19 protein-coding genes are annotated in these 25089 nt (G+C 66.7%); 9 read left to right on the top strand and 10 right to left on the bottom strand.

Annotated elements, in window-relative coordinates:
* Window positions 1-12: 12 nt before the first annotated feature.
* The 5 genes from LQV39_RS21220 to LQV39_RS21200 all read right to left on the bottom strand — a co-directional run bounded on the left by LQV39_RS21220 (window position 13) and on the right by LQV39_RS21200 (window position 9043).
* The gene (locus tag LQV39_RS21220) at window positions 13-2652 is read right to left on the bottom strand and encodes a pectinesterase family protein (RefSeq protein WP_230028780.1); all 2640 of its coding nucleotides are present in this window, start codon (window positions 2650-2652) and stop codon (window positions 13-15) included.
* Window positions 2649-3443, bottom strand: a complete 795-nt coding sequence (locus LQV39_RS21215; RefSeq protein ID WP_230028778.1) for a rhamnogalacturonan acetylesterase — start codon at window positions 3441-3443, stop codon at window positions 2649-2651. The genes LQV39_RS21220 and LQV39_RS21215 overlap by 4 nt, the downstream gene beginning before the upstream one ends.
* Window positions 3444-3522: 79 nt before the next feature.
* A complete protein-coding gene (locus LQV39_RS21210) occupies window positions 3523-6237 on the bottom strand; it encodes a TonB-dependent receptor (RefSeq protein WP_230028776.1) in 2715 nt (904 codons plus the stop codon).
* Window positions 6238-6416: 179 nt separating this feature from the next.
* A complete protein-coding gene (locus tag LQV39_RS21205) occupies window positions 6417-7640 on the bottom strand; it encodes a DUF4861 family protein (RefSeq protein ID WP_230028774.1) in 1224 nt (407 codons plus the stop codon).
* Window positions 7637-9043 carry a glycoside hydrolase family 105 protein gene (locus LQV39_RS21200; RefSeq protein ID WP_230028773.1) on the bottom strand — a complete coding sequence of 469 codons (1407 nt, stop codon included), beginning with the start codon at window positions 9041-9043 and terminating at the stop codon, window positions 7637-7639. The genes LQV39_RS21205 and LQV39_RS21200 overlap by 4 nt, the downstream gene beginning before the upstream one ends.
* Before the next feature lie 172 nt (window positions 9044-9215).
* On the opposite strand from LQV39_RS21200, the gene LQV39_RS21195 reads away from it, so the two are divergent.
* Window positions 9216-10199, top strand: coding sequence for an alpha/beta hydrolase (locus LQV39_RS21195; RefSeq protein WP_230028771.1), 984 nt, complete (start codon window positions 9216-9218; stop codon window positions 10197-10199).
* A gap of 93 nt (window positions 10200-10292) precedes the next feature.
* On the opposite strand, the gene LQV39_RS21190 is transcribed toward LQV39_RS21195, so the two are convergent.
* Both LQV39_RS21190 and zwf read right to left on the bottom strand, forming a co-directional pair.
* The gene (locus LQV39_RS21190) at window positions 10293-10991 is read right to left on the bottom strand and encodes a FadR/GntR family transcriptional regulator (RefSeq protein ID WP_230028769.1); all 699 of its coding nucleotides are present in this window, start codon (window positions 10989-10991) and stop codon (window positions 10293-10295) included.
* A gap of 124 nt (window positions 10992-11115) precedes the next feature.
* Window positions 11116-12582 carry a glucose-6-phosphate dehydrogenase gene (gene zwf, locus LQV39_RS21185; protein WP_230028767.1) on the bottom strand — a complete coding sequence of 489 codons (1467 nt, stop codon included), beginning with the start codon at window positions 12580-12582 and terminating at the stop codon, window positions 11116-11118.
* A 217-nt stretch (window positions 12583-12799) separates the two neighbouring features.
* Between zwf and LQV39_RS21180 the strand changes: the two genes are divergently transcribed.
* A complete protein-coding gene (locus LQV39_RS21180; protein WP_230028765.1) occupies window positions 12800-13687 on the top strand; it encodes a DMT family transporter in 888 nt (295 codons plus the stop codon).
* A 48-nt stretch (window positions 13688-13735) separates the two neighbouring features.
* On the opposite strand, the gene LQV39_RS21175 is transcribed toward LQV39_RS21180, so the two are convergent.
* From LQV39_RS21175 to LQV39_RS21165, 3 genes are all read right to left on the bottom strand, one after another.
* The gene (locus LQV39_RS21175) at window positions 13736-14347 is read right to left on the bottom strand and encodes a choice-of-anchor C family PEP-CTERM protein (RefSeq protein WP_230028764.1); all 612 of its coding nucleotides are present in this window, start codon (window positions 14345-14347) and stop codon (window positions 13736-13738) included.
* 241 nt (window positions 14348-14588) lie between these two features.
* Window positions 14589-15590, bottom strand: coding sequence for a two-component system response regulator (locus LQV39_RS21170; protein WP_230028761.1), 1002 nt, complete (start codon window positions 15588-15590; stop codon window positions 14589-14591).
* Between the two features lie 15 nt (window positions 15591-15605).
* The gene (locus tag LQV39_RS21165; RefSeq protein ID WP_230028759.1) at window positions 15606-16928 is read right to left on the bottom strand and encodes a sensor histidine kinase KdpD; all 1323 of its coding nucleotides are present in this window, start codon (window positions 16926-16928) and stop codon (window positions 15606-15608) included.
* A 217-nt stretch (window positions 16929-17145) separates the two neighbouring features.
* Here LQV39_RS21165 and cqsA point away from each other — a divergent pair, with 217 nt between their 5' ends.
* From cqsA to LQV39_RS21130, 7 genes are all read left to right on the top strand, one after another.
* On the top strand, window positions 17146-18387 hold the full coding sequence (gene cqsA, locus LQV39_RS21160) for an alpha-hydroxyketone-type quorum-sensing autoinducer synthase (protein ID WP_230028757.1): 1242 nt from the start codon (window positions 17146-17148) through the stop codon (window positions 18385-18387).
* Window positions 18388-18494: 107 nt separating this feature from the next.
* Window positions 18495-19142 (top strand): class I SAM-dependent methyltransferase, encoded by a 648-nt coding sequence (locus LQV39_RS21155; protein WP_230028755.1) that lies wholly within the window; start codon window positions 18495-18497, stop codon window positions 19140-19142.
* A 97-nt stretch (window positions 19143-19239) separates the two neighbouring features.
* The gene (locus tag LQV39_RS21150) at window positions 19240-20259 is read left to right on the top strand and encodes a DUF2156 domain-containing protein (RefSeq protein WP_230028753.1); all 1020 of its coding nucleotides are present in this window, start codon (window positions 19240-19242) and stop codon (window positions 20257-20259) included.
* 3 nt (window positions 20260-20262) lie between these two features.
* Window positions 20263-21804 (top strand): fatty acyl-CoA reductase, encoded by a 1542-nt coding sequence (locus LQV39_RS21145; RefSeq protein ID WP_230028751.1) that lies wholly within the window; start codon window positions 20263-20265, stop codon window positions 21802-21804.
* Between the two features lie 163 nt (window positions 21805-21967).
* Window positions 21968-23743 carry a methanol/ethanol family PQQ-dependent dehydrogenase gene (locus tag LQV39_RS21140; RefSeq protein ID WP_230028749.1) on the top strand — a complete coding sequence of 592 codons (1776 nt, stop codon included), beginning with the start codon at window positions 21968-21970 and terminating at the stop codon, window positions 23741-23743.
* On the top strand, window positions 23724-24557 hold the full coding sequence (locus tag LQV39_RS21135) for a quinoprotein dehydrogenase-associated putative ABC transporter substrate-binding protein (protein WP_230028747.1): 834 nt from the start codon (window positions 23724-23726) through the stop codon (window positions 24555-24557). The genes LQV39_RS21140 and LQV39_RS21135 overlap by 20 nt, the downstream gene beginning before the upstream one ends.
* Window positions 24554-25087 (top strand): c-type cytochrome, encoded by a 534-nt coding sequence (locus LQV39_RS21130; protein WP_230028745.1) that lies wholly within the window; start codon window positions 24554-24556, stop codon window positions 25085-25087. Before LQV39_RS21135 ends, LQV39_RS21130 begins: the two co-directional genes overlap by 4 nt.
* Window positions 25088-25089 lie beyond the last annotated feature (2 nt).

Genomic DNA, 25089 nt, shown 5'->3' with positions numbered 1-25089 from the left:
CTGCGGTCTCCGTCATTCGTTCGTGTTGTTGTATTCGCCGAGGTAGATCTCGGCGGGCGCCGGGCGCGGCTTGCCGCCCAGGACCTTGTTCACGTCCAGCCCGACCGCGGGGTGGACGGCCTGCAGATTGGCCCAGAGGTCGTCGGAGCTGAATTGCGCCGGGCGGTGGGCCATGGTGCCCATGCGGTTCCATTCCGACCAGGGGTTGATACGGTCGATGTGGGCGCCGATGCGCGAGTTCAGGATCACGGCCTTGCCGACCGATTCCAGGGTGCGCTGGCGGATCGTGCCTTCCGGCGCGCGGTAGACGTCGGTATCGCCGAGGCGGCAGCGGTAGCCGGCCACCAGCATCCAGCCGTAGGGCGTGCAGCGCTGGTTGTGGAACCATTGGCGGGCGAGGTAGAACTGGGTGTTGCCGGCTATCGGCTTGTCCGCCGTGAAGCGGCAGTGGTTGAAGATGAAGCCGTATCTGGCGCGGCGGCTGGTGTCGGGCGCCAGCGCGTACGAGGCGGCGCGGCCGCCGATCGACTTGATCTCGCAATCGTCGAAGTAGGCGATGCTGTCGCCGAAGATGAAGTCGACGTCGCCTTCCACATAGGACTTGTGGAAGAAGCTGCGCACCGTGCTGTCGGGGTCCGGCGCGTTCAGGAACAGCGTGTCCTGCTGGCCGAGCAGGCGCAGGTTCTCGAACTGGACGCGGTCAGCGCCGTCCACGCGCAGGGCGACCGCCTGGTGGTGGACGCGGCTGCCGCCGGTGTGGTCCGGGCAGCGGTCGCCGACGCACTCGGTGGGGGCCCTGGCGCCGCCGCGGTTGAAGGCGTTCTCGATCGTGATGTTCCGCGCCTGGAAGCCGTCGGCCCTGATCCAGGCGGTGCCGGAGCCGCTGGTCGACAGGGCCGGCAGATCCTTCAGCTGCTCGTACATCGCGCGTACCGCAGGCGGCGCGCCCTCGAACTGGGCGCCATGCAGCTTGCGGTAATCCGCACCCGTGGTCGAGGCGTCGAGGCCGGCGACGATGCGCACGGCGCGCGCGTCGGGATCCTCGGAATACAGCGTGATCGGCGGCGCGCCCGCGGGCACGTAGAGCAGCTCGCGGTACACGCCCGGCTGGATGCGGATGTAGACGCGCTTGTCCTTGTCGCCGGCGGCGATGGCCTTGTTCACCGCCGCCTGCACGCTGGCGCCCGCATCGACCGTGTAGTCGGCCGTGAACGGAGCGCCGGTGGCGAGCGGATCGGCCAGCGGATCCCACGGATCGATGCGCTCGGCGCCGACCGTGCCCACATACTTCAGCGCCTCGCGCAGTTCGTAGGCTTTGGCCTGCCCGGCGCTGAGTTGGGGCCGCGGATTGCGCACAGCCTCCGCCGGGAAGTCCGGGAAGCGCCCGCTGCAATCGACGGCGGCGGCAACCTCGCCCAGGAAGCTGGCGGTGCCGGTCACGTGGGCGAACTCGGTTTTTACTACCGGCTGGCCGTCGACGACCACGTCGGACAGGCGCAGGCGCAGCGGGTGCGCATCGTCGTAGCCCTGCAGGTTGATCTTGCCCGGCGTGAGGCTGTGGACGCGCTCCATGCGCACGTCGCGGTAATCCGGGACCAGGCTGCCCGGCCTGGCGGCCTGCTCGTAATGGGTGTAGATGTCGATCGGCGCTTTCGTGCCGCGCAGGCAGACATCGCGATACAGAATATCGGACACGGTGCCTCCACGCGTATCATTACTCTTGATGCGCAGGCCGGAGGTGGTGCCGTCCATCGACAGGTCCTCGACCAGCACGCGCCGCACGCCGCCATTCGTCTCGCTGCCGATGGACATGCCGTGGCCGCTGTAGAAATGGTTGTGCAGGATGGAGACATTTTCCGTCGGGCCGTTGTTGCCGCCCTTGATGGCGACGTTGTCGTCGCCGGTGCGGATCCAGCTATGGGCGATGGTGATGTTCTTCGACGAGATCGGGTCGATGCCGTCGGTGTTGCGGGCGTCGTGGGGCGTGGCTATCTTCACGCCCCAGGCCGTAAAGCCGTCGACCTGATTGAGGGTTACGTGAAAATTCGGCGAATTCTTCAGCAGGATGCCGGCCATGGTGAAGTCCTGCGACTTGTCCACCTGGATCAGCCGCGGCACGTTCTGGCGCGTCTTTTCCTTTTGTGCACGGCGGGCGATCTGCCACCAGCTTTCCGAGGCGCCGAGCATTTTCTCGCCGCCACGGCCGTCGATGACGCCGCGGCCCATGATGCCGCTGCCGCGCGTGTTCTCGGCCGTGATGAGAGGCCGGCAGCCGCGCCCGTTCTGGTCGTTGGTGCCGCACGCAGTTCGGCCATCCACGCTGCCGCGGTCGAACAGCTTCGGATCGCTGCTCGCATACAGGGTGGCGCCCTCATCGACCACCAGGCTCACGCCGGTCCTCAGCACCAGCGGTCCGGAGACGAAACTGCGCCTGGCATTGCTGGCCGCAAGCACCACGGCGTGGCCGGGGGCGCAGGCGTCGATGGCGGCCTGGATGCGCGGCGCGTCGTTGCGCTCCGGCGCGAAGGTCTCGCCGGTCAGGATGGCGCAGGCAGGCGGCAGCACCGGTTCGGTGACGGTGCGCGTGTCCTGGGCGTGAACGATGACGGGGAAGCCGGCGGCGATCAGCAGGGGCAGCAGGCGCGGGCTCACTGCTTGCCTCCGTCCTTGAAGTACGAACGGGTCCCAGGCAGCGCGTGCACCATCTCGCGCTCGACCATCGTCGCGAACAGGTCCGCACCCTTGGCGCCGACATGGGTGCGGTCGAAGGCGCTTTTCGCAGCGCCCTGGGGCTCGACCTTGTTCGGATCCTGCGGCCCGGACGGCAGCACGGACGGCGGCGGCGCCATCGCCAGGGTATCGGCTTCCGCCTGGCCCATGGCCTGCACGGCGGCATGGCTGTCCGCGTTCAGGTCGAGCAGGACGGCATGTTCGCGGGCGGCCATCTTGCGGGTCGCATCGGCCCAGGGCGCGAGGTCGTTGTGCAGGTATTGGCCGTGGAAGGTCCGGCGCGACAGCGGCGTCACCAGCACCGGCACGCCGCCCAGCGCTTTGGTCTCCTGCGCATAGCGCGCCATATTGGCAGGGAATTCGGTGACGAAATCGGTGGAGCGTCCGGGCTTGCCCGGCTGGTCGTTGTGGCCGAACTGGACCAGCACATAGGTGGCGCTGAAGCCGGCGCCATCTTTCAACAAGCGCTGCACCTCGTCCCAGCGGCCTTCGGCGCGGAAGCTGCCGCTGCTGCGGCCGCCCTTCGCCAGGTTGATGCAGCTGACTTCGGGATTGAAACGGGCGCAGAAGGCGTCGCCGTAGCCGGTTCGGGTGGCCATGGTGGAATCGCCGACCAGGATGACGCGGATGGGGAGGGGCCCTGCGGCGTGAATGGAAGTGGACAGCGTGGCCGCGCACAGCAGGGCGGCGGAGGCGAGACAATCGAACTTCATGAAACTCCTTTGCTTCTGATGCCGGCGCGCGCAGGCCGGGGCGGAAAGCCCGGCCTGCGCGCCTTCTTCAAGCTGGCGCTTACAGGAAGTTGTAAGTCACGCGCACGTTATACGCGCGGCCGGTCGGGTTCACCGCGCTGCTGAGGTAGCCGTTGCTGTACACCGTATTATTGGTGACCGGCGGCGCCTTGTCGAACAGGTTGTTGACGCCGGCCGTGATCTTCACCTGCTTGATGCCGGACCAGGACGCGGTCAGGTTCCACAGCGAGACCGAGGAGATGTCGCGGTAGTACTCTTGGGTGACGGCGGTGTTGGCGTCGCGGTACTTGCTGGCGAAGTTGTTGGTCAGCTGGGCGCCCCAGGCGCCGCCGGTCCACGACAGGCGCAGGTTGTGCTTCCAGCGCGGCGAGATGATCGGGTAGCTGCTGGTGGTGCCGTTGCTGGCCCAGCCGAATTCGCCGACGTTCGACTTCCAGGCGCCATCCTTCTCCAGCTGGTTGTCGAAGCGGGTCAGGTAAGTGCCGTCCAGGCCGATGCGGAACTTGCCGAAGCGGGTGGCAGGCAGGTCCCAGCTCGCGGTGACGTCGACGCCCGCCGCGATCTGGCCGCCCAGGTTCATGGTGCGGTTGTCGATATAGGCCAGCGAACCGTCGGCGTTACGCACGAACAGGTTCTTGTACTGTTCGTAGTTGGTGAAGTACACCGTCTCCGGCAGATTGGCCAGCATGTTCTTCATGTTGACCTGCCAGTAGTCGAAGGCCAGGGTGGCGGTGCTGCTCGGTTCGAACACCACGCCCAGGGTGCCGCCCTTCGACTTTTCCGGGACCAGGGCCGAGTTGGAGCCGGTCATCTTGTTCAGCTTGGCGTTGCAGACGTCGGCGGCATTGAAGCCGGCGATGGCGGTGCCGGTGCCCGGCATGGTCGGGGTCTTGCTCGGGCACAGGACCGGATCGTCCCAGCGGCCCGAGGTGGTGGTGTTGGCGCCCGCCGTGCGGTAGCCGTAGCGGTCGAACAGGGTCGGCGCGCGGAAGCCGGTGTTGGCCGAGCCGCGGAACAGTACGGCCTTGGTCGGCTGCCAGCGGAAGCTGATTTTCGGCGTCACGGTGCTGCCGACGTCGCTGTAGTGGTCGACGCGGACGGCGGCGTCCAGGTTCAGGGTCTTGGTGACCGGGGCGTCGATCTCGGCGAACAGGCCGGTGATGGTGCGCGCGCTCTCGCCATGGCCGGGAACGATCTTGGCGTAGGTGATCGCTTCGCCTTCCGGCAGCTTGGTGTCTTCGTTGGTGTCGCGGTGGATGTCGGCGCCGATCGCCAGCGCCATGTCGCCGCCGGCCAGGGCCAGCAGCGGACGGCTGATGGTGCCGTCGATGCCGTAGTACGACGACTTCGCGCTGCGGTTCATCATGCCGTCGGCGGAGATCGACTGCAGGTACTCGCTGCCGGCTGCATCCTGCAGGCCGAAGGGGTTGAGGGTGCCGTTGGCCAGGCCGGTCAGCAGACCCAGGCCGTTGTAATAGCCCGACTGGAAATAGACGCGGCGCTGCGACAGGCCGTAGGACAGGCCGGCCTTGTAGTCCCAGCTGCCGATCAGCCCATCGGCCGACAGCAGCAGGCGCTGGTTGAGCTGGCGGTCGCGGGTGATGGCCGGGCCGCCGTCGGCCGGCGCCCAGGTCACGGTCAGCGGCTGGTTGGTCAGGCCGGGGTAGGCCGGCACGCCGCCGCTGCCGCCCGGGTACCATTTGCTGGTCGAGGGCAGGATCGCCTTGACGCTGCCGACCGCGGTGGCCTGGGTCGGGTTCTTGGTGGCGAAGATGGTCGCCTCGCCGCGGGTGTATTCGAGCGAGACCGTGTTGTTTTCGTTGATCTTCTTCGTCGCCTTCACATAGGCCGACAGCTGTTTGTTGGCGTGCAGCGCGGTGCCGTAGACGTCGTCGTCCAGCACGCAGGTGTTCTTCGCGCCCTGGATCGAGGCGCCCGGCAGGCAGCCGCTCGCGTAATACGGGTTGGCGGCGCTCTTGTTGACCGAGCTGGTGAAGTTGGCCGGGGTGGCATAGCCGCCGCTGGCGGCGCTGCGCGGCAGGCCGATCGCGGCCATTGCCGCGTCGTCCGGGATGAAGCCGGCGCGATCCGACAACAGCAGGCGCGAGCGCTGGTGGAAGTCGGCGGTGCCGTAGATGTTCCAGCCGTCGCGGGCCAGGTTGCCCTTGCCGAAGGTGAGGTTGACGCGCTGCTCGTCGCCGCCGCCCGTGCGTTCCGGCTGCACGTACTGCACCGTGGCCGAGCCGCCCTCCACTTCGCGCTTGGTGATGAAGTTGACCACGCCGCCGATCGCGTCGGAGCCGTAGATCGAGGACGCGCCGTCGCGCAGGATCTCGACGCGCGCAAGGGCGCTGATCGGGATGGTGTCGAGGTTGGCGTAGCCGTCGGCGATCGCTTCATTCGCCAGGCGGCGCCCGTTCAACAGGACCAGGGTGCGGTTCACGCCCAGGCCGCGCAGGTTGATATTGGTGCCGGAACCGGCGTTCGAAGGCTGCAGCGAGACCGACTGCGGCAGCGCCATCATGACGTCGGCGAGCGTGGTCAGGCCCTGCTTCTCGAGTTCCTCGGCCTTGATGGTGGTGACCGGCAGCGCTTCTTCGGCGGCCAGGCGCTTGATGCTGGAACCGGTCACTTCGACGCGCTGCATCTGGCCGGATTGGGCTGCGGCCTGCTGGCTGAGGGCGAGGATCGCCAGGGTGATCGAGGAAAGGACGAGGGTGCGCGGGAAGGCGCCGTTGGAACGCGGGTATTTCATCAAGCTGTCTCCAGATGTGTTATCGGTGTCGGTCGGACGCCGTCGTTGCCGCGGCGTCTCTATGCTTCTTGATGCTGCCAGACGAATCTCGGTTGCTTGGTCGATTTCGATTTGGTCGGACCATTCTAAATTGGTTTGACCACTTTTAGCAATCGGACAAGCCACATTCGTGCTTGTTGTCAATTAACCACGGTCGTGGAAAGTTTCAGGGGATGCGCTGCGCGGGCAGCGGCGGCCGCCACATAGGCCTGCCAGGCGTCCTGCGAAACGATCTGCCCGGCCTTGTCCCAGGCCGCGCCGATCCAGTAGCGCAGCGGCTTGCCCGGCTCGACGCTGGCCAGCGCCAGTTCGTTCAGGCCATCGTCGGCGAAGCCCGCGCCGCCCGGCAGCACGACCGCGGTGCCGTAGGCGCCATTCGGGCCTGCCTTCAGCGCCACCCACTGCGTCATCCAGTCCCCGGCGGGGCTGCGCGCCACCGCGATCTGCGGCGCGTGCTTCTTGTTGGCCGGGGTCTTGTTCAGGCCCACGGCCACCGTCAGCCTGTCCGCGCCGGTGAAACTGAAGGTGCTCTCGACCTGGTCCAGCTGGTGGCCGGCATCGACCGTGAAGCGCTTCACCTCGGCCACCTTGACGCCGTTCGCATCCCAGCTGTCGTAAGTGAGCTCGAACACGGCGCGCACCGGGCCGTTGGCCAGCAGCTTCCAGGATTTCCAGTTGCCGCTCACGTAGAGCTTCCCGCCGGCCCAGACGCCGGTGCCGCCGGCGCCGCGGGTCTGGCTCACGTTGTACATGTCCAGGCCTTCGCCTTCATCCTTGTGGTAGTGGTCGTGGCCCTTGTTGTACCAGCGGTCGACGATGGGATAATCGACCCGCTTGAACCAGATGTCGATGCCGCTGGTCTCCAGCACTTCCTTGCCGCTGCCGGGCGGGGCCGGCGCCGCCAGCGCGGGGCCGTAGATGCGGTGGGCGATGCGGTCGTTCTCCCAGGCGAAGTCGTCGAGGCGCTCCTGCACGTAGCGTGCGTAGGCCTTCACCGGGAACACCGGCTCGAGCGCCCCGGTCTTCTCGACGGTGAAGCTGGCGCTCTTCTCGCCGGCCGTGAAGCTGTGCTGGAACAGCAGCTCGCCGTAAGCGACGCCGACGTTCTTCGGGTCCTTGGATAGCGGCGCCACATTCGTCACCTGGTAGGGCAGCGCGTGGCCGGCTGCGTCCTTCACCACGATGTGCTGGATCAGCGCGTTGGGCAGGGCGCGGTTCACTTCGGCCCAGGGAATCGCGATCGTTTCGGCGGGCCGGGCGGCGTCGAGGTCGTGGCTGGCCGTGATCGTCAGGCGCTCGGCGGCGCCGGCGGCGACAGGCGCGATCAATGCGGCCAGCAGAAGGAGGCGGATCGGTTTGCTCATGGTTTCCTCGGAACGTAGTGATAGGTGCGCACGCGGTACTGGATATCGATGGCCGGGTTGTTCAGCAGGCGGATCATCTCGGCGCCGGCCAGCAGGGTCGGGCCGTAGCCGTGCAGGGCGGCCGCGCTGACGGGCCGGTTGTAGTAATAGACCTGGTCGCTGGCGAAGGTGGTGCCGACGCAGGTGCCTTCGATCTGGCCCTTCTCGCCGATGCGGGTGGAGAGTCCGGCCCATCCGGCCTGGGCGATCGAGCCATAGGTGACAGGGCTGATCCAGCCTTCGTTGACGGCATGCGCCAGCACGTAGACGAAGATGGCGCTGGCCGAGGTCTCCAGGTAGGAGTCGTTCCGGTCCAGCATCTGGTGCCACAGGCCGCTGCCCGACTGCAGCTGGGCGATCCCCCGCAGGGCCTTGCGCAGCTGATCGAGCACTTTCGGATAACCGGGGTGGTTTTTCGGCAGCACGTCGAGCAGGTCGGCCATCGAGAGCACCGCCCAGCCGTTGGCGCGCGCCCAGTAGAACTGCGGCGCGTCCGGATTGTTGGCGTTCCAGCCGTGGGTGTAGAGGCCCACCTGCGGGTTGAACAGGTAGCCCGTCATCTGCAGCACGTTCCGCACCGCGTCGTCGTAGTAAGCGCGCTCGCCCGTCATGCGGCCCAGTTCCGCCAGCGCCGGTATGCCCATGTACATGTCATCGGCCCACAGCGACACCGCCTGCGGGCGCTCGCGCGCGAAGGTGCCGTCGGGCAGGCGGAACTGGCGCTTCGCGACCCAGTCGCCGCAAACCCTGATCTGGGCGCCGAGGTCCGGGCCGACGTGGGCGCGGCGCGCGCGCATCATGGCCGCGCACATGGCGCCGGCGTCGTCGAGCGAACGCGGATCGAGGAAGCGCGCGAAGCTGTTGGCGCGGTCCAGGTGGAAGCGCTCCTGCTGGGCGCGGAAGTAGGGCAGGCGGTCGGCGAAGAACTGGAAGTGGCGCGCGGTGAGATCGCTGAAGCGCCTGTCGCCGGTAACCTGCGCCGCCTTCAGCATGCCGGCGTGGACCACGCCCATTTCGTAGACCTGCAGGCCGAAGTCCATCTCGCCGGTCGGGACGATCGCATCCTGCGCCGGTGTGCCGAAATCGGTGATCTCGGCGCCGCTGCCCTTGTGGACCACGCGGGTCGGGGTCTGGGCGTCGAGGAAGCCGCGGATGCGCTGCAGGCTGGCTTCGATCTCGGCCGCGACCGGCTTCTTGTAGGGCACCGGGTAAGTGCCTTCGGCCGGATCGGTCCTGCTCTTGTTGTCGGGATTGCGGTAGGGACCGTCCGCCGGGTTGGCTGCATAGGCGGGCGTGCCGAGGACGGCCAGGGCCGCCAGCGCGGACAGCAGCCGCGTGGCGCGTGATGGGTTCGGTGGGGTCACCCTTGTCTCCATGATGTTGGTGCGGCCCGCCGGCTGTTGCCGGTTTTTTGTCGTCGTGGCCGCTTTTTCTGGTCGGACCATTCTAAGGTGGTCGGGCCACTTAAGCAAGGTGGACTAGCCGCGATTTACTTCGTCGTGGCATACTCGGGCGACTGCCATTCAAGGAGACGGGATGAAGATGAAGCGTACTTACGCGGGGTATGCAGCAATGCTGCTGCTGGTGTCTGCGGGAACGGCCGCGCGGCCGCCTGCGCCCGCGCCGGAGAGCTACACGGCCGAGACGACGTACAGAAAGCTGGCGCCGGCCTACCCCTTCATCCGCATTGCCGGCAGCGAGGCCCCGGCCTCGGTGCGCGCGATCACCGGCATCACTTACGTCCAGCGTGGCGGCCACGCGCTGCAGCTGGACCTGTATCTGCCGGTGCAGCCGAAGGCCCGTCCGGCGCCGGGCATCGTGTTCGTGCACGGCGGCGGCTGGCGCGCCGGCGTGCGGGCGAACTTCGCGCCGATAGCGATCCGGATGGCGGAGCGGGGCTATGCGGCGGCGACCATCAGCTACCGCTTGTCGCCCGAGGCCCTGTATCCGGCCGCGGTGCAGGATGCGCGGGCTGCGGTGCGCTGGATGCGCACGCATGCGGCGGAACATGGCATCGACCCGGCGAAGATCGCGATCGGCGGCGGTTCGGCCGGCGGGCAGATCGCGGCGCTGGCCGGCGTGAGCGGCGACGCGGCGCGCTTCGACCCGGACGGCGGGCCGGGTACGGTCTCCAGCGCGGTGCAGGCCGTCGTCAACATCGATGGGCTGTCGGACTTCACGTCGGAAGCTGCGCGCCGGTACGAGGACGATCCGGTCAAGCAGCCGTCGTCGGCGGGGGCCTGGTTTGGCGGGCGCTATGCGGAAAAGGAGGCCTTGTGGCGTGAGGCTTCGCCGCTGTTCCATGTGCATGCGAAGATGCCGCCGGTGCTGTTCATCGGCAGTGGGCAGGCCAGGTTCTCAGTCGGGCGTGAGGAGATGGTGGCGCGGATGCGGGAGGTGGGCGTGCCGGGCCGGGTGGTGCTGGTGCCGGGGACGCCGCATAGTTTCTGGTTGTTCGAGCCGTGGATAGGGCCGACGGTGGAGGCGACGGCGGCGTTTTTGGATGCGTACCTCAACTAACGTCGTTCCCGCGAAGGCGGGAACCCAAGTTCTGCGTGCGTTACGTCAGCGCCACCAAACTTGGGTTCCCGCCTGCGCGGGAACGACGAGTAATCAGCCCCGCGAGAACGTCCGCGTCACCCGATCCAGGTGATTCCGCATGGCCGCCTTCGCCCCCGCCACATCATGCGAAGCGATCGCGGTAAGGATATTCCGGTGATCCAGCAAGGTCTGCTGCCGCAGTTCCTCGGTCTGGAAGTGCTCCTTCAGCTTGTGCCACAGCGTCCCGCGCTGGTTCCACAGGTATTCCACCACGCCGGTCAGCGCGCTGTTGCCGGTCGCGCGGGCGATCGCGAGGTGGAAGTTGCGGTCGGCGGATTCGCTGTCGCTGCTGTGCTCGTGGTGCTGTTCCATCTGCTCGACCGCGACCAGGATCGCGTCGATGTGGGCGGCAGTGGCGTTCCTGGCGGCCAGGCCAGCCACCTCGACTTCGATCTGGCGGCGCGCCGCCAGCACCTCGAAGGGGCCGGGACCGGCGGCAGGGCCTTCGGCCTTGGGCGTCGCCTGTTCGCTGACGTAGACGCCGGAGCCGCCGCGCACTTCGACCACGCCGCCCAGTTCCAGGGCGATCAAGGCTTCGCGCAGCGAGGTGCGGCTCACGCCCAGCTTGGTCGCGAGGTCGCGCTCGGCCGGCAGGCGCTCGCCCGGCCGGATGTTTTCTTCCCGGATCAGCTCTTCGATGCGCGCGGACACGACCCGATACAGTCGCGGCTCAGTCGACATGAGCTCGTTCGGCGCGGTTGCTCTCTTCATTGCGGTGGTCGTCCAGGAAAGTTGGTGGCAAATGCCAGATCCGCATATTAGTTGGCAACTGTTAATGTTGCAAGTGGACTAACCAATCACGCGTGCGGCATGGCCACCCTGGACCGCGCCGGGCTTATTCCACCCAGTGGTAGCCATCCCGCGCCAGCAGCGCAAACGACTCCGCCGGACCCCAGGAACCGGCCGCATAGGCGTGCGGCTTTTCGCCCAGGGTGCCCCAGCCTTCGATGATCGGATCGGCCCATTCCCAGGCCGCTTCCAGTTCGTCGCGGCGCATGAAGTGGGTCAGGCGGCCGCGCACGACGTCGATCAGCAGGCGCTCGTAGGCTTCGGCGCGGCGCTGCTGGAAGGCCGATTGCAGGTCCAGGTTGAGGGCCACCTGCTGCATGTGCATCCCGCTGCCCGGTTCCTTGGCCATCAGCTGCAGCTTGATCGCTTCTTCCGGCTGCAATTCAATCACCAGGCGATTCGCGACGCCGCCCGGCGCGTCCGGGAACAGCGGGAACGGCGGATTCGTGAACTCGACCACGATCTTCGAGGAGCGGCGCTGCATGCGCTTACCGGTGCGCAGGTAGAAGGGCACCTTCGACCAGCGCCAGGTGTCGATGAAGGTGCGCAGGGCCACGAAGGTCTCGGTCTTGCTGTCCGCCGGGACGTTCTTCTCTTCGTGGTAGCCGGGCACTTCCTGGTTGCCGCTGACGCCGCGCGTGTACTGGCCGCGCACGGTGTCGCGCGCGATGTCGGCCAGGGTGAAGCGGCGCAGCGAGCGCAGGACTTTCAGCTTTTCGTCGCGCACGGCGTCGGCGTTCAGGGATGTCGGCGGTTCCATCGCGACGATGCAGAGCAGCTGCAGCAGGTGGTTCTGCACCATGTCGCGCATCGCGCCGGCGCCGTCGTAGAAGCCGGCGCGGCTGCCGACGCCGACTTCCTCGGCCACCGTGATCTGCACGCTCGAGATGTTCGGCGCGCGCCACAACGGTTCCAGGATCGAGTTCCCGAAGCGCAGCACCATCAGGTTTTGCACGGTCTCCTTGCCCAGGTAGTGGTCGATGCGGTAGATCTGCGATTCCTCGAAGTGCTTGCCGACCGCTTCGTTGATTTCGATGGCGGTGGCGAGGTCGGTGCCGAGCGGCTTTTCCAGCACCACGCGGGCGTTGGCGTCGACCAGTCCGGCCGCGGCCAGCTTTTCGCAGATGGTGGTGAACAGCGAGGGCGCGGTCGACAGGTAGAACACGCGCTGGGCGCCGGCGCGCGAGGACTGGGCCAGGGCGCCGAAGTCGGGCGCGGCCTGGACGTCGAGGCGGACGTATTCGAGCAGTTGCAGGAAGCCGTCCCAGGTCTTCTCGTTGAAGTTCTCGGCCGCGATGAAGTCGCGCGAGTGTTCCTGCACGTGGGCCAGGTAGGCCTGGCGGTCGTAGTCCTGGCGGCCGGTCGAGATGATGCGGGTCGAGCCGGGCAGGTTCCCGTGCAGGTAGGCCATGTACAGGGCCGGCAGGAGCTTGCGCATCGCGAGGTCGCCCATGCCGCCGAAGATGGTCATGTCGAGGGGAAGGCCGGTATCCGATTCTGTCGAGAGGGTCATGTCGTGTTCAGTCTAAAAGTTGAAGTAGGCGCTGGGCCGGCAACCCCGATACGGTAGCAGAAGGACAGCGGATGCGCTTGCACTGGCGGCTTTTGGACGGCGGCGCGCATGTCTTGCATTGTTAATTGCATAGCTTACAATCTGAGCGCGGTTTAGGGAATGCTTACTTGGCTGATATGGAGAGCGACTATGCGCGAATACACCATGGCGATCGCCGATGTTGCGCCGCGCCGCCCCTGAGCTGCGGCCCGCCTTCGCCGCCGCCGGCCTGACCGCGGTGGCGATGCTGGCCTTTGCCGCCAACTCGCTGCTGTGCCGGCTGGCGCTGCAGCAGGACCGGATCGACCCGGCTTCCTTCGGTGCGGTGAGGCTCGTCGCCGGCGCGCTGGTGCTCGCTGCGGTAATGCGTCTGCGCCATCAGGCTGTCGCCGGCAACGCGGATTGGCGCGCCGCCGTCCAGTTGTTCGCCTATGTCGCGCTGTTTTCCTTTGCCTATGTGTCGCTGCCCGCCGGGACCGGCGCGCTGATCCTGTTCGGCGCGGTGCAGCTGACCATGCTGGGAGCAGGGCTGCTGGCGGGCGAACGCTTCGCCCCGCTGGGCTGGCTGGGCCTGGCCGTCTCGGTTGCCGGTCTCGCGGTGCTGCTGCTGCCGGGCGCCGCCGCGCCTTCGCCGGCGGGGGCGGTGCTGATGGCGGGCGCCGGCATGGCCTGGGGCGGCTACTCGCTGCGCGGACGCGGCGCGAAGGACCCGCTGGCAGCCACCGCCGCCAGTTTCATACGCGCGGCGCCGCTCGGCGTCCTGCTGGCCTTGCTCTTCGCGGCGCGCGCGCATGCGGACGCGCGCGGGGTGGGGCTGGCCCTTGCCTCGGGCGCGCTGACATCCGGGCTGGGCTATGTGGTGTGGTATGCGGCGCTGCGCCACCTGACTTCGCTGCGGGCGGCGGTGGTGCAGCTGTCGGTGCCGCCGATCGCCGCGCTTGGCGGCGTGGTCCTGCTGGACGAGGCGTTCACGCTGCGCCTGGGTGTGGCGGCGCTGGCGATCCTGGGCGGGATCGGACTGGTGCTGGGGAATTTCCGGCGCCGGCCGTCGTCCTTTTCAAGCTAGCCCATGACCGGCTTCCCGATCCTGGGCTTCGAACCCGCAAGACAGGCTCTACTTGCGGCGGCGGCACATGCCAAAGCCGAACATGCCGATTCCAAAGATGGCGAGCGTTGCCGGCTCGGGTACGGCGTTGACCGACACATTATCGAGGACCGCACCTGAATAGCCATCTCCGCCAACGCTGCCGAATGACAGCGTAAGCGGACCGTTGCTCGTGGCAAGATAGGTCATGGAGAACGCCGTCGCCGTCCCGCCGGTCGAGGTAAATTGTTGGGAGTACGAATTGCTCAACGAGTCGGTGAACGTGACTTCGACGGTTCCGGACGGGACGGTGTTACGAAAGAGGTCGAAGTCCAGCTGATAAGTGGTGCCGGCCACGGCGTTGAACGATTGAGAAATAAAACCCGGGCCAGGTGTGCCGAGCATGTCGACACTGATGCCATCGATGGCGCCGTAGGCCCCCTGGACGAGGTCGATCGATACCGGTCCCACCGTCCAGTCGGTCAACACGGTCGAGCCGGCATTCGCAGTCACGAAACCATGTGCCGGTACGCCGCCTTGAACTTGCTCGAAGTCGCCATTCTTTATGAGGTTGGCATGCGCTGTGCCAGCCAGGAGACCCATGAACAAGGTGGAGCTTTGAACCAATCTTTTGATTGACATCGCACTTCTCCCGAAGTTGAGGCAAATTTGCCGATTCCTTATCAGCACGAATCGTGCCCGGGATTTTTTCTTCGTAAAGACAGAGACTTACGGCAGGCGCCGCATTATCGCATTGATAAATGTCAAATTCTTCGACAGCCGCAAGGCCGTTCATGAATTTTCGGCCAAGGCTCTAGCCGCGACCGGCGCTTACCAATCATATTCCCGATACCAGGCGCGCCGTCCAGCTATTGAGCCAGCCTCAGGCCGTGCCCGGATAGCGCCGCAAAAACTCGGCGAACGAGTCCACATGCCCCTCGAGCACATCCGGATCGAGGGCGAACATGGCCCAGTAGTAGAGCTCGCGCCCATGGCAGGTCAGCGCCGGCGAGGTGAAGCGGTGCCATTCCTTGTGCGCCAGCTTCGAATACATGCCGTCGCCGTCGCTGAAGTTCGGCACCACGCGGCGCTGCTCGAGCGCCTCCAGCAGCGAAGGCGGGGCGCCGCCGTCGAGGGCGATCTCGAAGTGGGCGTTCATGCTTTGCTCGGTCTCGACGGCCAGCAGCCACGGGCGGGCGTCGCGGTCGTACATCAGGAAGCCGGGCGGGGTCTTGAACAGGTAATGCTCGACGATCTTGTGGCGCGCGCCCAGTTCGCGCACCAGGCCGCAGATGGCGGGATCGTTGACGAAGCTGTAGTCGTGCAGCGCGAGCAGCATGCGCAGCGCTTCCGACTGCGCCAGGAAATAACCCTCCTGCAGCTGGGTGAGTTCGGCCTCCAGGCGGTCGAGGGCATGGGCGTCGCTCTTGCGCACATAGCGGTCGATCAGGCCGCGGTTGAAGGCTTCGATGGCGACCCGTTCGTCGGCGACGCCGGTGAGCAGGATCTTCCGGCACGGCAGGTCGCGCACCGCTTCGCAGAACTCGATGCCGTTCATGCCCGGCATCGAGTAATCGACCACCAGCACCGAGGGCGTCATGAAGCGCTGCGCCTGGTTGCGGATGCCGCAGACCTGCTCGACGTGCAGGGCGATGTTGTAGGGCTGCGGCGAGAGTGTGTAGGTGTCGACGCTGGGCGAGAGCAGGCCGGCCAGCGCGGCCGGCGCGCTGCCGTGTTCGCGCAGCCAGGCGATCGCGGCCCCGGTGTCGGAAAAGCCGATGCTGGGAAAGCCGGGGCCGAGCTGGTAGCGCAGGCTGTGGATGAAGCTGGGGCTGTCGTCGACGAGGACGGTCATGGTCGGGTGCTGGAAGATCGGGAGAGTCATGGTAAGCCTCGGTCGTCAGGGGCGCGGTGAGGAAGCCAGTGCGGATGGCGGGCCCGCGCTGCGCATCGTCGCGCGGCGCTCCGGCGGGAACTCCAGCGCGAACACGGTATAGATCTTTTCGCGCGAGCGGCAGCGGATCTTGCCGTGCCAGGCGTGCACGATGTCCTTGCACAGGGCCAGGCCGATGCCGGAGCCGGTGTTGGGCGGCCAGGAGTAGAAGCGCTCGAAGATGTAAGGCAGCTGCCGGGCTGCGATGCCGCAGCCGCTGTCCATCAGCAGCAGCCGCGGACGCCTGCGGGCGCCGTCGACGATGATGCGCACCTTGCCCTTGCCGGCGCGCGCCACCGCCTTGAGGGCATTGCGCAGGAGGTTGAGCAGCACGACGGCGCCCAGCTCCTCGCGGCCGAGGAAGGCGAAGTCCTTGCGCACCACCACGTCCACCAGGCGCCGCTGCTCTTCGTTGGCGAAGGGGTAGCGCTGGATCACCGCCTCGACCATCTCCGACATCGACAGCCGCTCCGACGGCGCCAGCTGCTGGCTCATGGCCGACGCCGACATCAGGAACAGGTCGATCATCTGGTTCATGTGGCGGACTTCGAACTGGATGCGTCCCAGGGCCTCCGGCACGCCGTCTTCCTGGCCCGCCTGCGCGCGTCCGATCCCGCGCACGTTGGCGGCGATGCTGATCAGCGGCGTGCGCAGCTCGTGCGAGACCATCGCCAGCGCCTGCGACATGCCGGACAGCTTCTCGCGCGCGAGCATGCGGCGCCCGACCTTGGTCACCGACACGATCACGATCGTGAAGACGTAGATCGGCATCTGTTCCAGCGCCAGCGGGAAGGCGCTCAACCCGGATCGCATGGCGTCGGGGTCGCCGACCGCCACATACAGGACGCAGGCGGCCAGCGCCCCGAGCGCGCAGGAGGCCAGCGCGAACAGCCAGTCGAAGTGGAACAGCGCGATCAGCGCCACCAGCAGCGATTCGCCCCAGACCGCGGAACCGTGGTTCATCAGGAACATGAAGCTGAAGAAGAAGGGCATCACATAAGTCACGCTGACGAATTCGTAAACCCGCAGCCAATTCCCCTTGATTTTGCGGGGCACCAACAGTGCAGGCAGACACAGCACAAAACCGATCACACGCAGGTCCAGGCTCTCGAACTTTTGGGGGAACCAGGTTGTCCAGATGAGGTAGTACAAGGGCATGCCGATACACCCCAGCCAGGCCAGGAAGTGCAGGCGCATGACGGAATATTCCTGTTGCTGCTCCTGGCGCAGCAGCCACGCCAGCAAGGCGGGGCGGGTCAGGCGATAGCGCGCCACGATCGGCGCGCTCAAGCTCGCGACACTCCTGTACAGCAGGTTCTTCACTCGGTAGCTCCCGGTCATAGACCGTTTGTTTTCATTACTTGTCAATTCGAAATTGATCTCACTCAATTCTTGATTGAGCTTGACGGAAAACGCTCAGTCGAGATTGATCTCGGTCAATTGTGCAGCGGAGAGACGCGAAGAAGCCTTGTGCAGGGACACAATAAAATTTTTTCCGGAGGAAAACATGTCTACTGTCAACACCATCCAGATCAAGTCCCGTCCCACCACCGGCCTGCACATGCCGGCCTTCGTCACCCGGCGCATGGACGCCCACCATGTGACCCGCATCGAACAGCTGATGGGCGGCGAGCACGTCCACGTCTGGAAGCGGCAGGGGCCGGGCGCAGTGATGCTTGCTGGTAACGACTACCTCTGCCTTGCGAACGAACCCGTACTCCTCGACGCCCAGGCCCGGGTCCTGACCGGCGATGGCGGGCAGTCGCTGATGTCCGCCGTTTACCTGCAGGCGGGGAGCCAGCAGCACCGGCTGGAAGAAAAGTTCGCCGACTTCATGGGCGCCCAGGAGACCATCCTGGCGCAATCGGGCTGGGCGGCCAACGTGGGCCTGCTGCAGAGCATTTCGGAGCCGGGCGTGCCGGTCTACCTCGACATCATGGCGCATGCCTCGCTGTGGGATGGCGTGACGCTGGGCGGCGGCAAGGCGGTGCCCTTCCTGCATAACAATATGGAGCACCTCGAACGCCAGCTGAACAAGCATGGCGCCGGCGTGATCGTGGTCGACGCCCTGTACAGCACCGACGGCAGCCTGGCGCCCCTGCACGAGGTCGTGGCGCTGGCCGAAAGGACCGGCAGCGTGCTGGTGGTCGACGAATCCCATTCGCTCGGCACCCACGGCCCGCGCGGCGCCGGCCTGGTGATCGCGGCCGGACTCGAGGACCGCGTGCACTTCCGCACCGCCTCGCTGGCCAAGGCCTTCGCCGGGCGCGCCGGCATCATCACCTGTTCTAGCCGCTTTAAGCCTTATTTCCTGTCGGAGTCGCGCCCGGCCATCTTCAGCTCGTGCATGCTGAATCACGAACTGGCCTGGTTCGACGCCGCCATCGATTTCGTCGAGCGCGCCGATGCCCGCCGCGCTGCGCTGCGCCGTATCACCGAAGAGGTGCGCACCGGCCTCGGACGGCTCGGCTACTGCGTCGACGAGGGCAGCGAGCAGATCATTGCACTGGAGGTGGGCACCGAGCCCAGGACCCTGGTGCTGCGCAAGGCGCTGGAGAACCGCGGCATCCAGGGCGCCGTGTTCTGCGCCCCGGCCACGCCCAAGAACCGCGCGCTGGTCCGACTGACCCTGAACGCCGGCCTGACGAAACGCGAGATCGCCAGGCTGCTGGCCGCCTGCGCCGACATGCGCGAAGAGGTCGACCTGGATAACTGGACCTCGACAATTCGCCGCCGCCGGGTGCACTGAGGAGGCTGACTCAGAAAGCCAGAATGTTGGCTCGTAAAGCCAACGACTAAACCGTGGAGGTTTGACGCTTTCGCTTACTCTTATAAAAAATATAAGGGAGGCATAGCGTGAGAGACAAATACAAGCTGGTGGGGCCGATCTACGACTGGCTGAGCGCCTTCTACAGCGGCAAGTCCATCCACAAGTGCAAGATCGCCATGCTCGACCGCCTGCAGCCCGGCGACAAGGTGCTGTTCGCCGGGGTCGGCCACGGCCGGGATGCCGTGTATGCGGCCCAGCGCGGCGCCGAGGTGACGGTGGTCGACCTGTCCGAGACCATGCTGAAGAAGTTCCAGGCCAACCTGGTGAAGGAGGGGGTGGCGGTGAACATCCGCCAGGTCCACAGCGACATCATGGAGGTGGAGGAGGAAGAGCGCTACGACATGGTCGTCGCCAACTTCTTCCTCAACGTCTTCCATGAAGACATGATGGTCAAGGTGCTGCAGCACCTGATCCGCCTCGGCAAACCGGGCGCCCGGGTGGTGGTCGGCGACTTCTCCTTCCCGACCGGGAACGTCCTGAGCCGCCTGGTGAAGACCCTGTACTGGTACGGGGCGGTCGGCTTCTTCTGGCTGTTCGCAGGGAACGCCTTCCACAACATCTACAACTACCCGGAGTGGATGAAAAAGCTGGGACTGCGCATCCACGAGCAGAAGCACTACAAGCTGCTGCTGCTGAACTGTTACTGGTCCGTGCTGGGCGAGAAACCGGCCTGAGGCCGGCTTTTCCGAGTATCCCCGAGCCTGAAGGCCCGCCGACCCGCCGCAAGCCGCGGCCGGATGGCAGGCCGCCTGCAACCCTAGCGGAGACTTCATGACCGACACCGCCATTGCGCTCACGCGGCCGGCCGCCACGCAGGCCGACGCGGCCGCCCACGCCGACCTCGCACGACGCGTCGCCTGGCTGAAGCAGTATGGCAGCCATCCGATGTCCTTTTCGACCATGCAGCCGGACATGGCCTATTTCGAGCTGCCCGGCATCGGCTACATCGCCTACGCCCAGCATTGGGGCATGCAGTTCGCGCTGGCCGATCCGGTGTGCGCGCCCGGGCAGCGCGAAGAAATGCTGGACCGCTTCCTCGAACGCTTCCCGCGCGCCCTGTTCGTCCAGGTCAGCAAGGCCGTGGTCGACCACCTGCACGGCCGCCACGCTTACTACGGCACCCAGTTCGGCAGCGAATCGAAGATCGCGCTTGCCGGCTGGAGCCTGCGCGGCGCGCGCAAGCAGATCATCCGCACCGCCGTCAACGGCGCCCGTGCACAGGGCATCGAGATCCGCGAGGGCGGTTTCGACCACGACGTCAAGCGCATCTCCGAAGCCTGGATCCGCACCCGCCGCTGCAAGAACAACGAGATCCGCTTCCTGATCCGGCCGATGCTGATCGATTATCGGGAAGGCACGCGCTACTTCTACGCGTTCAACTGCGATGGCGAAGCGGTCGGCTTCATCTTCTTCGACCCCATTTACCAGGAAGGCCGCCTGGCCGGCTATGTGCCCAACATCTCGCGCTCATCAAGCAACTTCCGCCAGGGCCTGTGGTATGCGCTGATGGCACACGCGCTGGCCGTGTTCAGGGAAGAGGGCGTGCCCTATGTCGACCTGGGCCTGGTGCCGCTGCAGATGGATGGCGGGGTCGAGCCGCAGGAGTCGCGGCTGCTGCGCGCCACCATGTCGGTGATCCGCGAGCGCATGGACTTCCTGTACAACTTCAAGGGCCTGGAATTCGCCAAGTCGCGCTTCCAGGGCCGCATCGAAAAGACTTATTGCTGCCACCGCAGCGCCTTACCGGCGCTGGCGATGACGGCCATGTTCCGCCTCACCCGCATCATCTGAACCATGACGACGAATCTCCTCAGCGTGCCGGCGGCCCTGTCCGGCAAGCGCATCCTGCTGACAGGCGCCACCGGCTTCCTGGCCAAGGTCGTGCTCGAAAAACTGGTCCGCAGCGTGCCCGACATCGAAGGCGTGATCCTGCTGATCCGCGGCGGCAAGGACGGCGACGCCCGCGAACGCTTCCGGCGCCAGCTTGCTACGTCCTCGATCTTCGACACCTTGCGCGCCGAGCGCGGCGCCTGGCTGGAGCGCTTCTTCGAGGAGCGGGTCGAATGCGTGACCGGGGAAGTGACCGAGCCGCATTTCGGCCTCGGCCTCGACGCCTTCCACGCACTGGCGGCGCGCACCGACCTGGTGATCAATGCGGCGGCCAGCGTGAACTTCCGCGAGCCGCTCGACCAGGCCCTCGCCATCAACACGCTCAGCCTGCACCACCTGACGGCGCTGGCGCGCGCGGCCAATTCGCCGCTGGTGCAGGTCTCGACCTGCTACGTGCACGGTTACCGGCGCGGCGACATCTTCGAGAACATGGCCGAACCGGCGGGCCGCACGGCCATCCCGCGCCGCAAGAACGGCCAGTTCGATATCGAGGCCCTCGTCGAAGGCCTGCAGCGCAGGATCGCCCGCGTGCGTGCGCGGACGCGCGGCGCCGAGCAGCTGGAGCCGGCCCTGACCGCGCTCGGCATCCGCGAAGCCAACCGCCATGGCTGGAACGACACCTATACCTTCACCAAGTGGATGGGCGAACAGCTGGCCATGCAGTGCATGCAGGGCCGCGCCATGAGCATCCTGCGGCCCTCGATCATCGAAAGCACCCTGCAGGGCCCCGTGCCCGGCTGGCTCGAAGGCGTGAAGGTGGCCGACGCCGTGATCCTGGCCTATGCGCGCGGCCGCACCAGCTTCTTCCCGGCGCGCCCGGGGGGCATCATCGACGTGATCCCGGCCGACCTGGTCGCCAACGGCATCCTGATGGCGGCCGCCGAAGCGATGCAGGCCCCGGCAGCGCACCGCATCTACCAGAGCTGCAGCGGCTCGAGCAAGCCGATCCTGGTCGGTGAGCTGATCCGCCTGCTGCAGGGCGAGGCGCAGCGCAACTGGCAGCAGTACGACAAGCTGTTCCACAAGGAGCCGAAGCACAGCTTCCGCGTGGTCGGCAATGTCCGATTCCGGCTGGCGATGGCCGGCGTGGCGCTGGGGGCAATGGCCTGGAGCGGCCTGCGCCGCCTGGCCGGCCAGCCCGGCGAGACCCCGGCCATGGAAAAGCTGCGCACCACCCGCCTGCTGGCGATCACCTTTTCCTTCTACGCCCAGCCGCGTTACCGCTTCCACAACGATGGCATGCTGGCGCTGGCCCGACGCTTCGACGCCGCCTCGCGCGCGCTGTACCCGGTCGACGCCCGCGCCATCGACTGGGAAGACTACCTCTGCCGGGTGCACATGGCGGGCCTGAACCGCTATGCGCTCAAGCGCAAGGAAGCGCGCGCGGCCCAGCCGATCGCAGCCGGCGCCCAGCCAGCCTTGCCCCAGCCCGAAGGCGTACGCTGAACACCCGAAGAATTTAACGATTTCTTCACAATCATTGCCTCTTTCGTGCCGCTTTTCCCTATGAAAGCGGCATGACCCTGCTCATCCGTCATTCGTGCGTCGATTCCCAAAAAAATACGTTATGTTACAAATACATTGTCAATAATGCATTAAGGGAGACGTCATGCGGATGCGGAGGCTGTACCTGGCCGCCGTCCTGGCAGCAGTCGGCTTGGGCGGAATACAGGGCGGGGCGCAGGCCCAGCTGGCCAACGACGGCGAGTGGCCGATGGCGGCCCGCGATTACGCCAGCACCCGCTTCAGCCCCCTTGACCAGATCACCCCGGCCAATGTCCGCAAGCTGCAGGTGGCCTTCACCTTCTCGACCGGCGTCGACCGTGGGCAGGAAGCGGCGCCCATCGTGGTCGGCAATACCATGTATGTGGTGGCGCCTTTCCCCAACTACCTGTACGCGCTCGACCTCACCAGGCCCGGCGCGCCCATGAAGTGGAAGTTCGAGCCGAACCCGGATGCAAAGTCCCAGGGCGTGGCCTGTTGCGATCTGGTGAACCGCGGCGTCGCCTATGCCGACGGCCGGATCTTCATGAACACCCTGGACGGCCAGTCGATTGCCGTCGATGCCGCCACCGGCAAGGAAGCCTGGCGCACCAAACTGGGCGACATCAGGAAGGGCGAGACCATCACCATGGCGCCGCTGGTCGTCAAGGACAAGGTCCTGGTCGGCAACAGCGGCGGCGAGCTGGGCGTGCGCGGCTGGCTGGTGGCGCTGGACACCAAGACCGGCAAGGAAGCCTGGCGCGCCTGGAGCACGGGTCCGGACAGCGATGTGCTGATCGGCCCGGATTTCAAGCCCTTCTACGCGTCCGACCGCGGCAAGGACCTGGGCGTGAAGACCTGGCCCGGCGAATCCTGGAAAATCGGCGGCGGCAACGTGTGGGGCTGGATCTCCTACGATCCGCAGGCCGACCTGATTTACTACGGCACCGCCAACCCGGGCCCCTGGAATCCGGCGCAGCGCCCCGGCGCCAACAAGTGGACGTCGGGGATCTTCGCGCGCAGCCCGAGCGACGGCCAGGCGCGCTGGTTCTACCAGTACAGCCCGCACGACCTGCACGACTACGACGGCGTCAACGAGAACATCCTGCTCGACATCCCCTTCAAGGGCCAGCAGCGCAAGGTGCTGGTGCATCCCGACCGCAACGGCTACGTGTACGTGATGGACCGGACCAACGGCCAGGTGCTGTCGGCCGAGCCCTTCGTCCACATCACCACCACCGAAGGCGTCGACCTCTCCACCGGGCAGCTGAAGTACAACCCACAAAAGCAGCCGCGCACCGGCCAGACCATCCGCGAGATCTGCCCGGTGTCCCCGGGCGGCAAGGACTGGCAGCCATCGAGCTGGTCGCCGCGCACCCAGCTGCTCTACATCCCGCACCAGAACCTGTGCCAGGACACCGAAACCTACGACGTCTCCTACATCGCCGGCACGCCTTACGTGGGCGTGGACAACAAGATGTACGCGGGCCCCGGCGGCAACCGCGGCCTGTTCACCGCCTGGGACGTGGCCAACGGCCGCAAGCGCTGGCAGATTCCGGAGCGCTTCCCGGTGTGGAGCGGGGCCCTGGCCACCGCCGGCGACGTGGTTTTCTACGGCACCATGGACGGCTGGTTCAAGGCCGTCGACGCCCGCAACGGCACGCCGCTGTGGCAGTTCAAGACCGGCTCGGGCATCATCGGCCAGCCGATCGCCTACCGCGGACCGGACGGCAAGCAGTACATCGCGATCCTGTCCGGCGTGGGCGGCTGGGCCGGCGCGATCGTCTCGGGCGGCCTCGATCCGCGTGACGGCGGCGCCGCCAACGGTTTCGCCAACGCGATGAAGGATCTGCCGTCGTACACCGGGAAGGGAGGGACGCTGTATGTCTTTGCGCTGCCCTGACCTGCGTGTCGCTCTCCTGACGCTGGGCATGGCCTGCGGGGCCGTGCGGGCGGCCGAGCCGGAAAAGGCGCCCGAGTTGCGCGTCTGCGCGGACCCCGCCAACCTGCCGTACTCGCAGCGCGACGAATCCGGTTTCGAAAACCGCATCGCGCGCCTGGTGGCCGAGGATCTCGGCATGTCCTTGCGCTGGTTCTGGCAGGAGCAGACCCGCGGCTTCGTGCGCAAGACCATGGGGGCGGGGGAGTGCGACCTGTTCATCGGCGTGCCGGCCGGTTTCGACAGGGTCCTGCGCACCCGTCCCTATTACCGCTCGACCTATGTGGCGGTGACGCGGCGCGGCACGCCGGCTTTCGCCGGCTTCGAACCGGGCCAGCTGCATGCGCGCCGCTTCGGCGTCCAGCTGATCGGCAACGACCTCGCCGCCAGCCCGCCCGGCGCCGCGCTGGCGCAACACGGCGCGGTCGAAAACGTGACCGGCTTCCTGGTCTATGGCGACGGCCCGGCAGGCAAGCGCATGGTCGATGCCGTCGCCGGCGGCAACATTGACGTGGCCCTGGTATGGGGGCCGCAGGCCGGCTGGTTCGCGCCCCGCGCGAAGGTGGCGCTCGACCTCGCGCCGGTGCAGGCGCCGGCCGGCCTGGCCATGCCTTTCGAATATGCGATCGCGATGGGCGTGCGCAAGGGTGATACCGCGCTGCGCGACCGCCTCGACGAGGTGCTGGCAAGGCGCAAGCCTGACATCGACGCGATCCTGGATGCGTATGCGGTGCCGCGCGCGGCGGCGCCGTCGCTCAGTGCCGGAGGCCAGCCATGAACCCCCGCTGTGTTTATATGAGCGCCTGCCTGGCCGCCGTGCTGGCGCTGGCCGCCTGCAAGCGCGAGATGCGGCCGATGAAGGCGCCGGCGGCCGCATCCGGCGTCGCCGACCCCTCCTATGCCGCCAGCGGCGTGACCCCGGTCAGCAACCGCTACGAAGAGAATGCCTACGCGGTCTCCCAGGGCAAGAGCTGGTACAAGGCATACAACTGCAACGCCTGCCATAGCGGCGGCGGAGGCGGCAACATCGGCCCGGCGCTGATGGACGCCAAGTGGCGCTACGGTTCCGATCCCGGCGCGATCTACGCCAGCATCGCCCATGGCCGCCCGAATGGGATGCCGGCCTTCGGCGAACACATCCCCGAAGACCAGATCTGGCAGCTGGTCGCCTACGTGCGTTCGCTGAGCGGGCAGCTGGGCGGCGCCGTGTCGCCGAACCGCAGCGACAGCCTGCAGGCGGCCGAGCCGGAAAACCGGCGCAAGAAGGAAACGCCGACCCACGAAGCCACCCCGGCGGCGGAGCAATGAAC

This window comes from Massilia sp. Bi118, from assembly GCF_918697865.1.
GTDB lineage: Bacteria > Pseudomonadota > Gammaproteobacteria > Burkholderiales > Burkholderiaceae_D > Telluria.
Note: the sequence above shows the minus strand (reverse complement) of the source record. Positions and strands in the feature narration are given on the sequence as shown.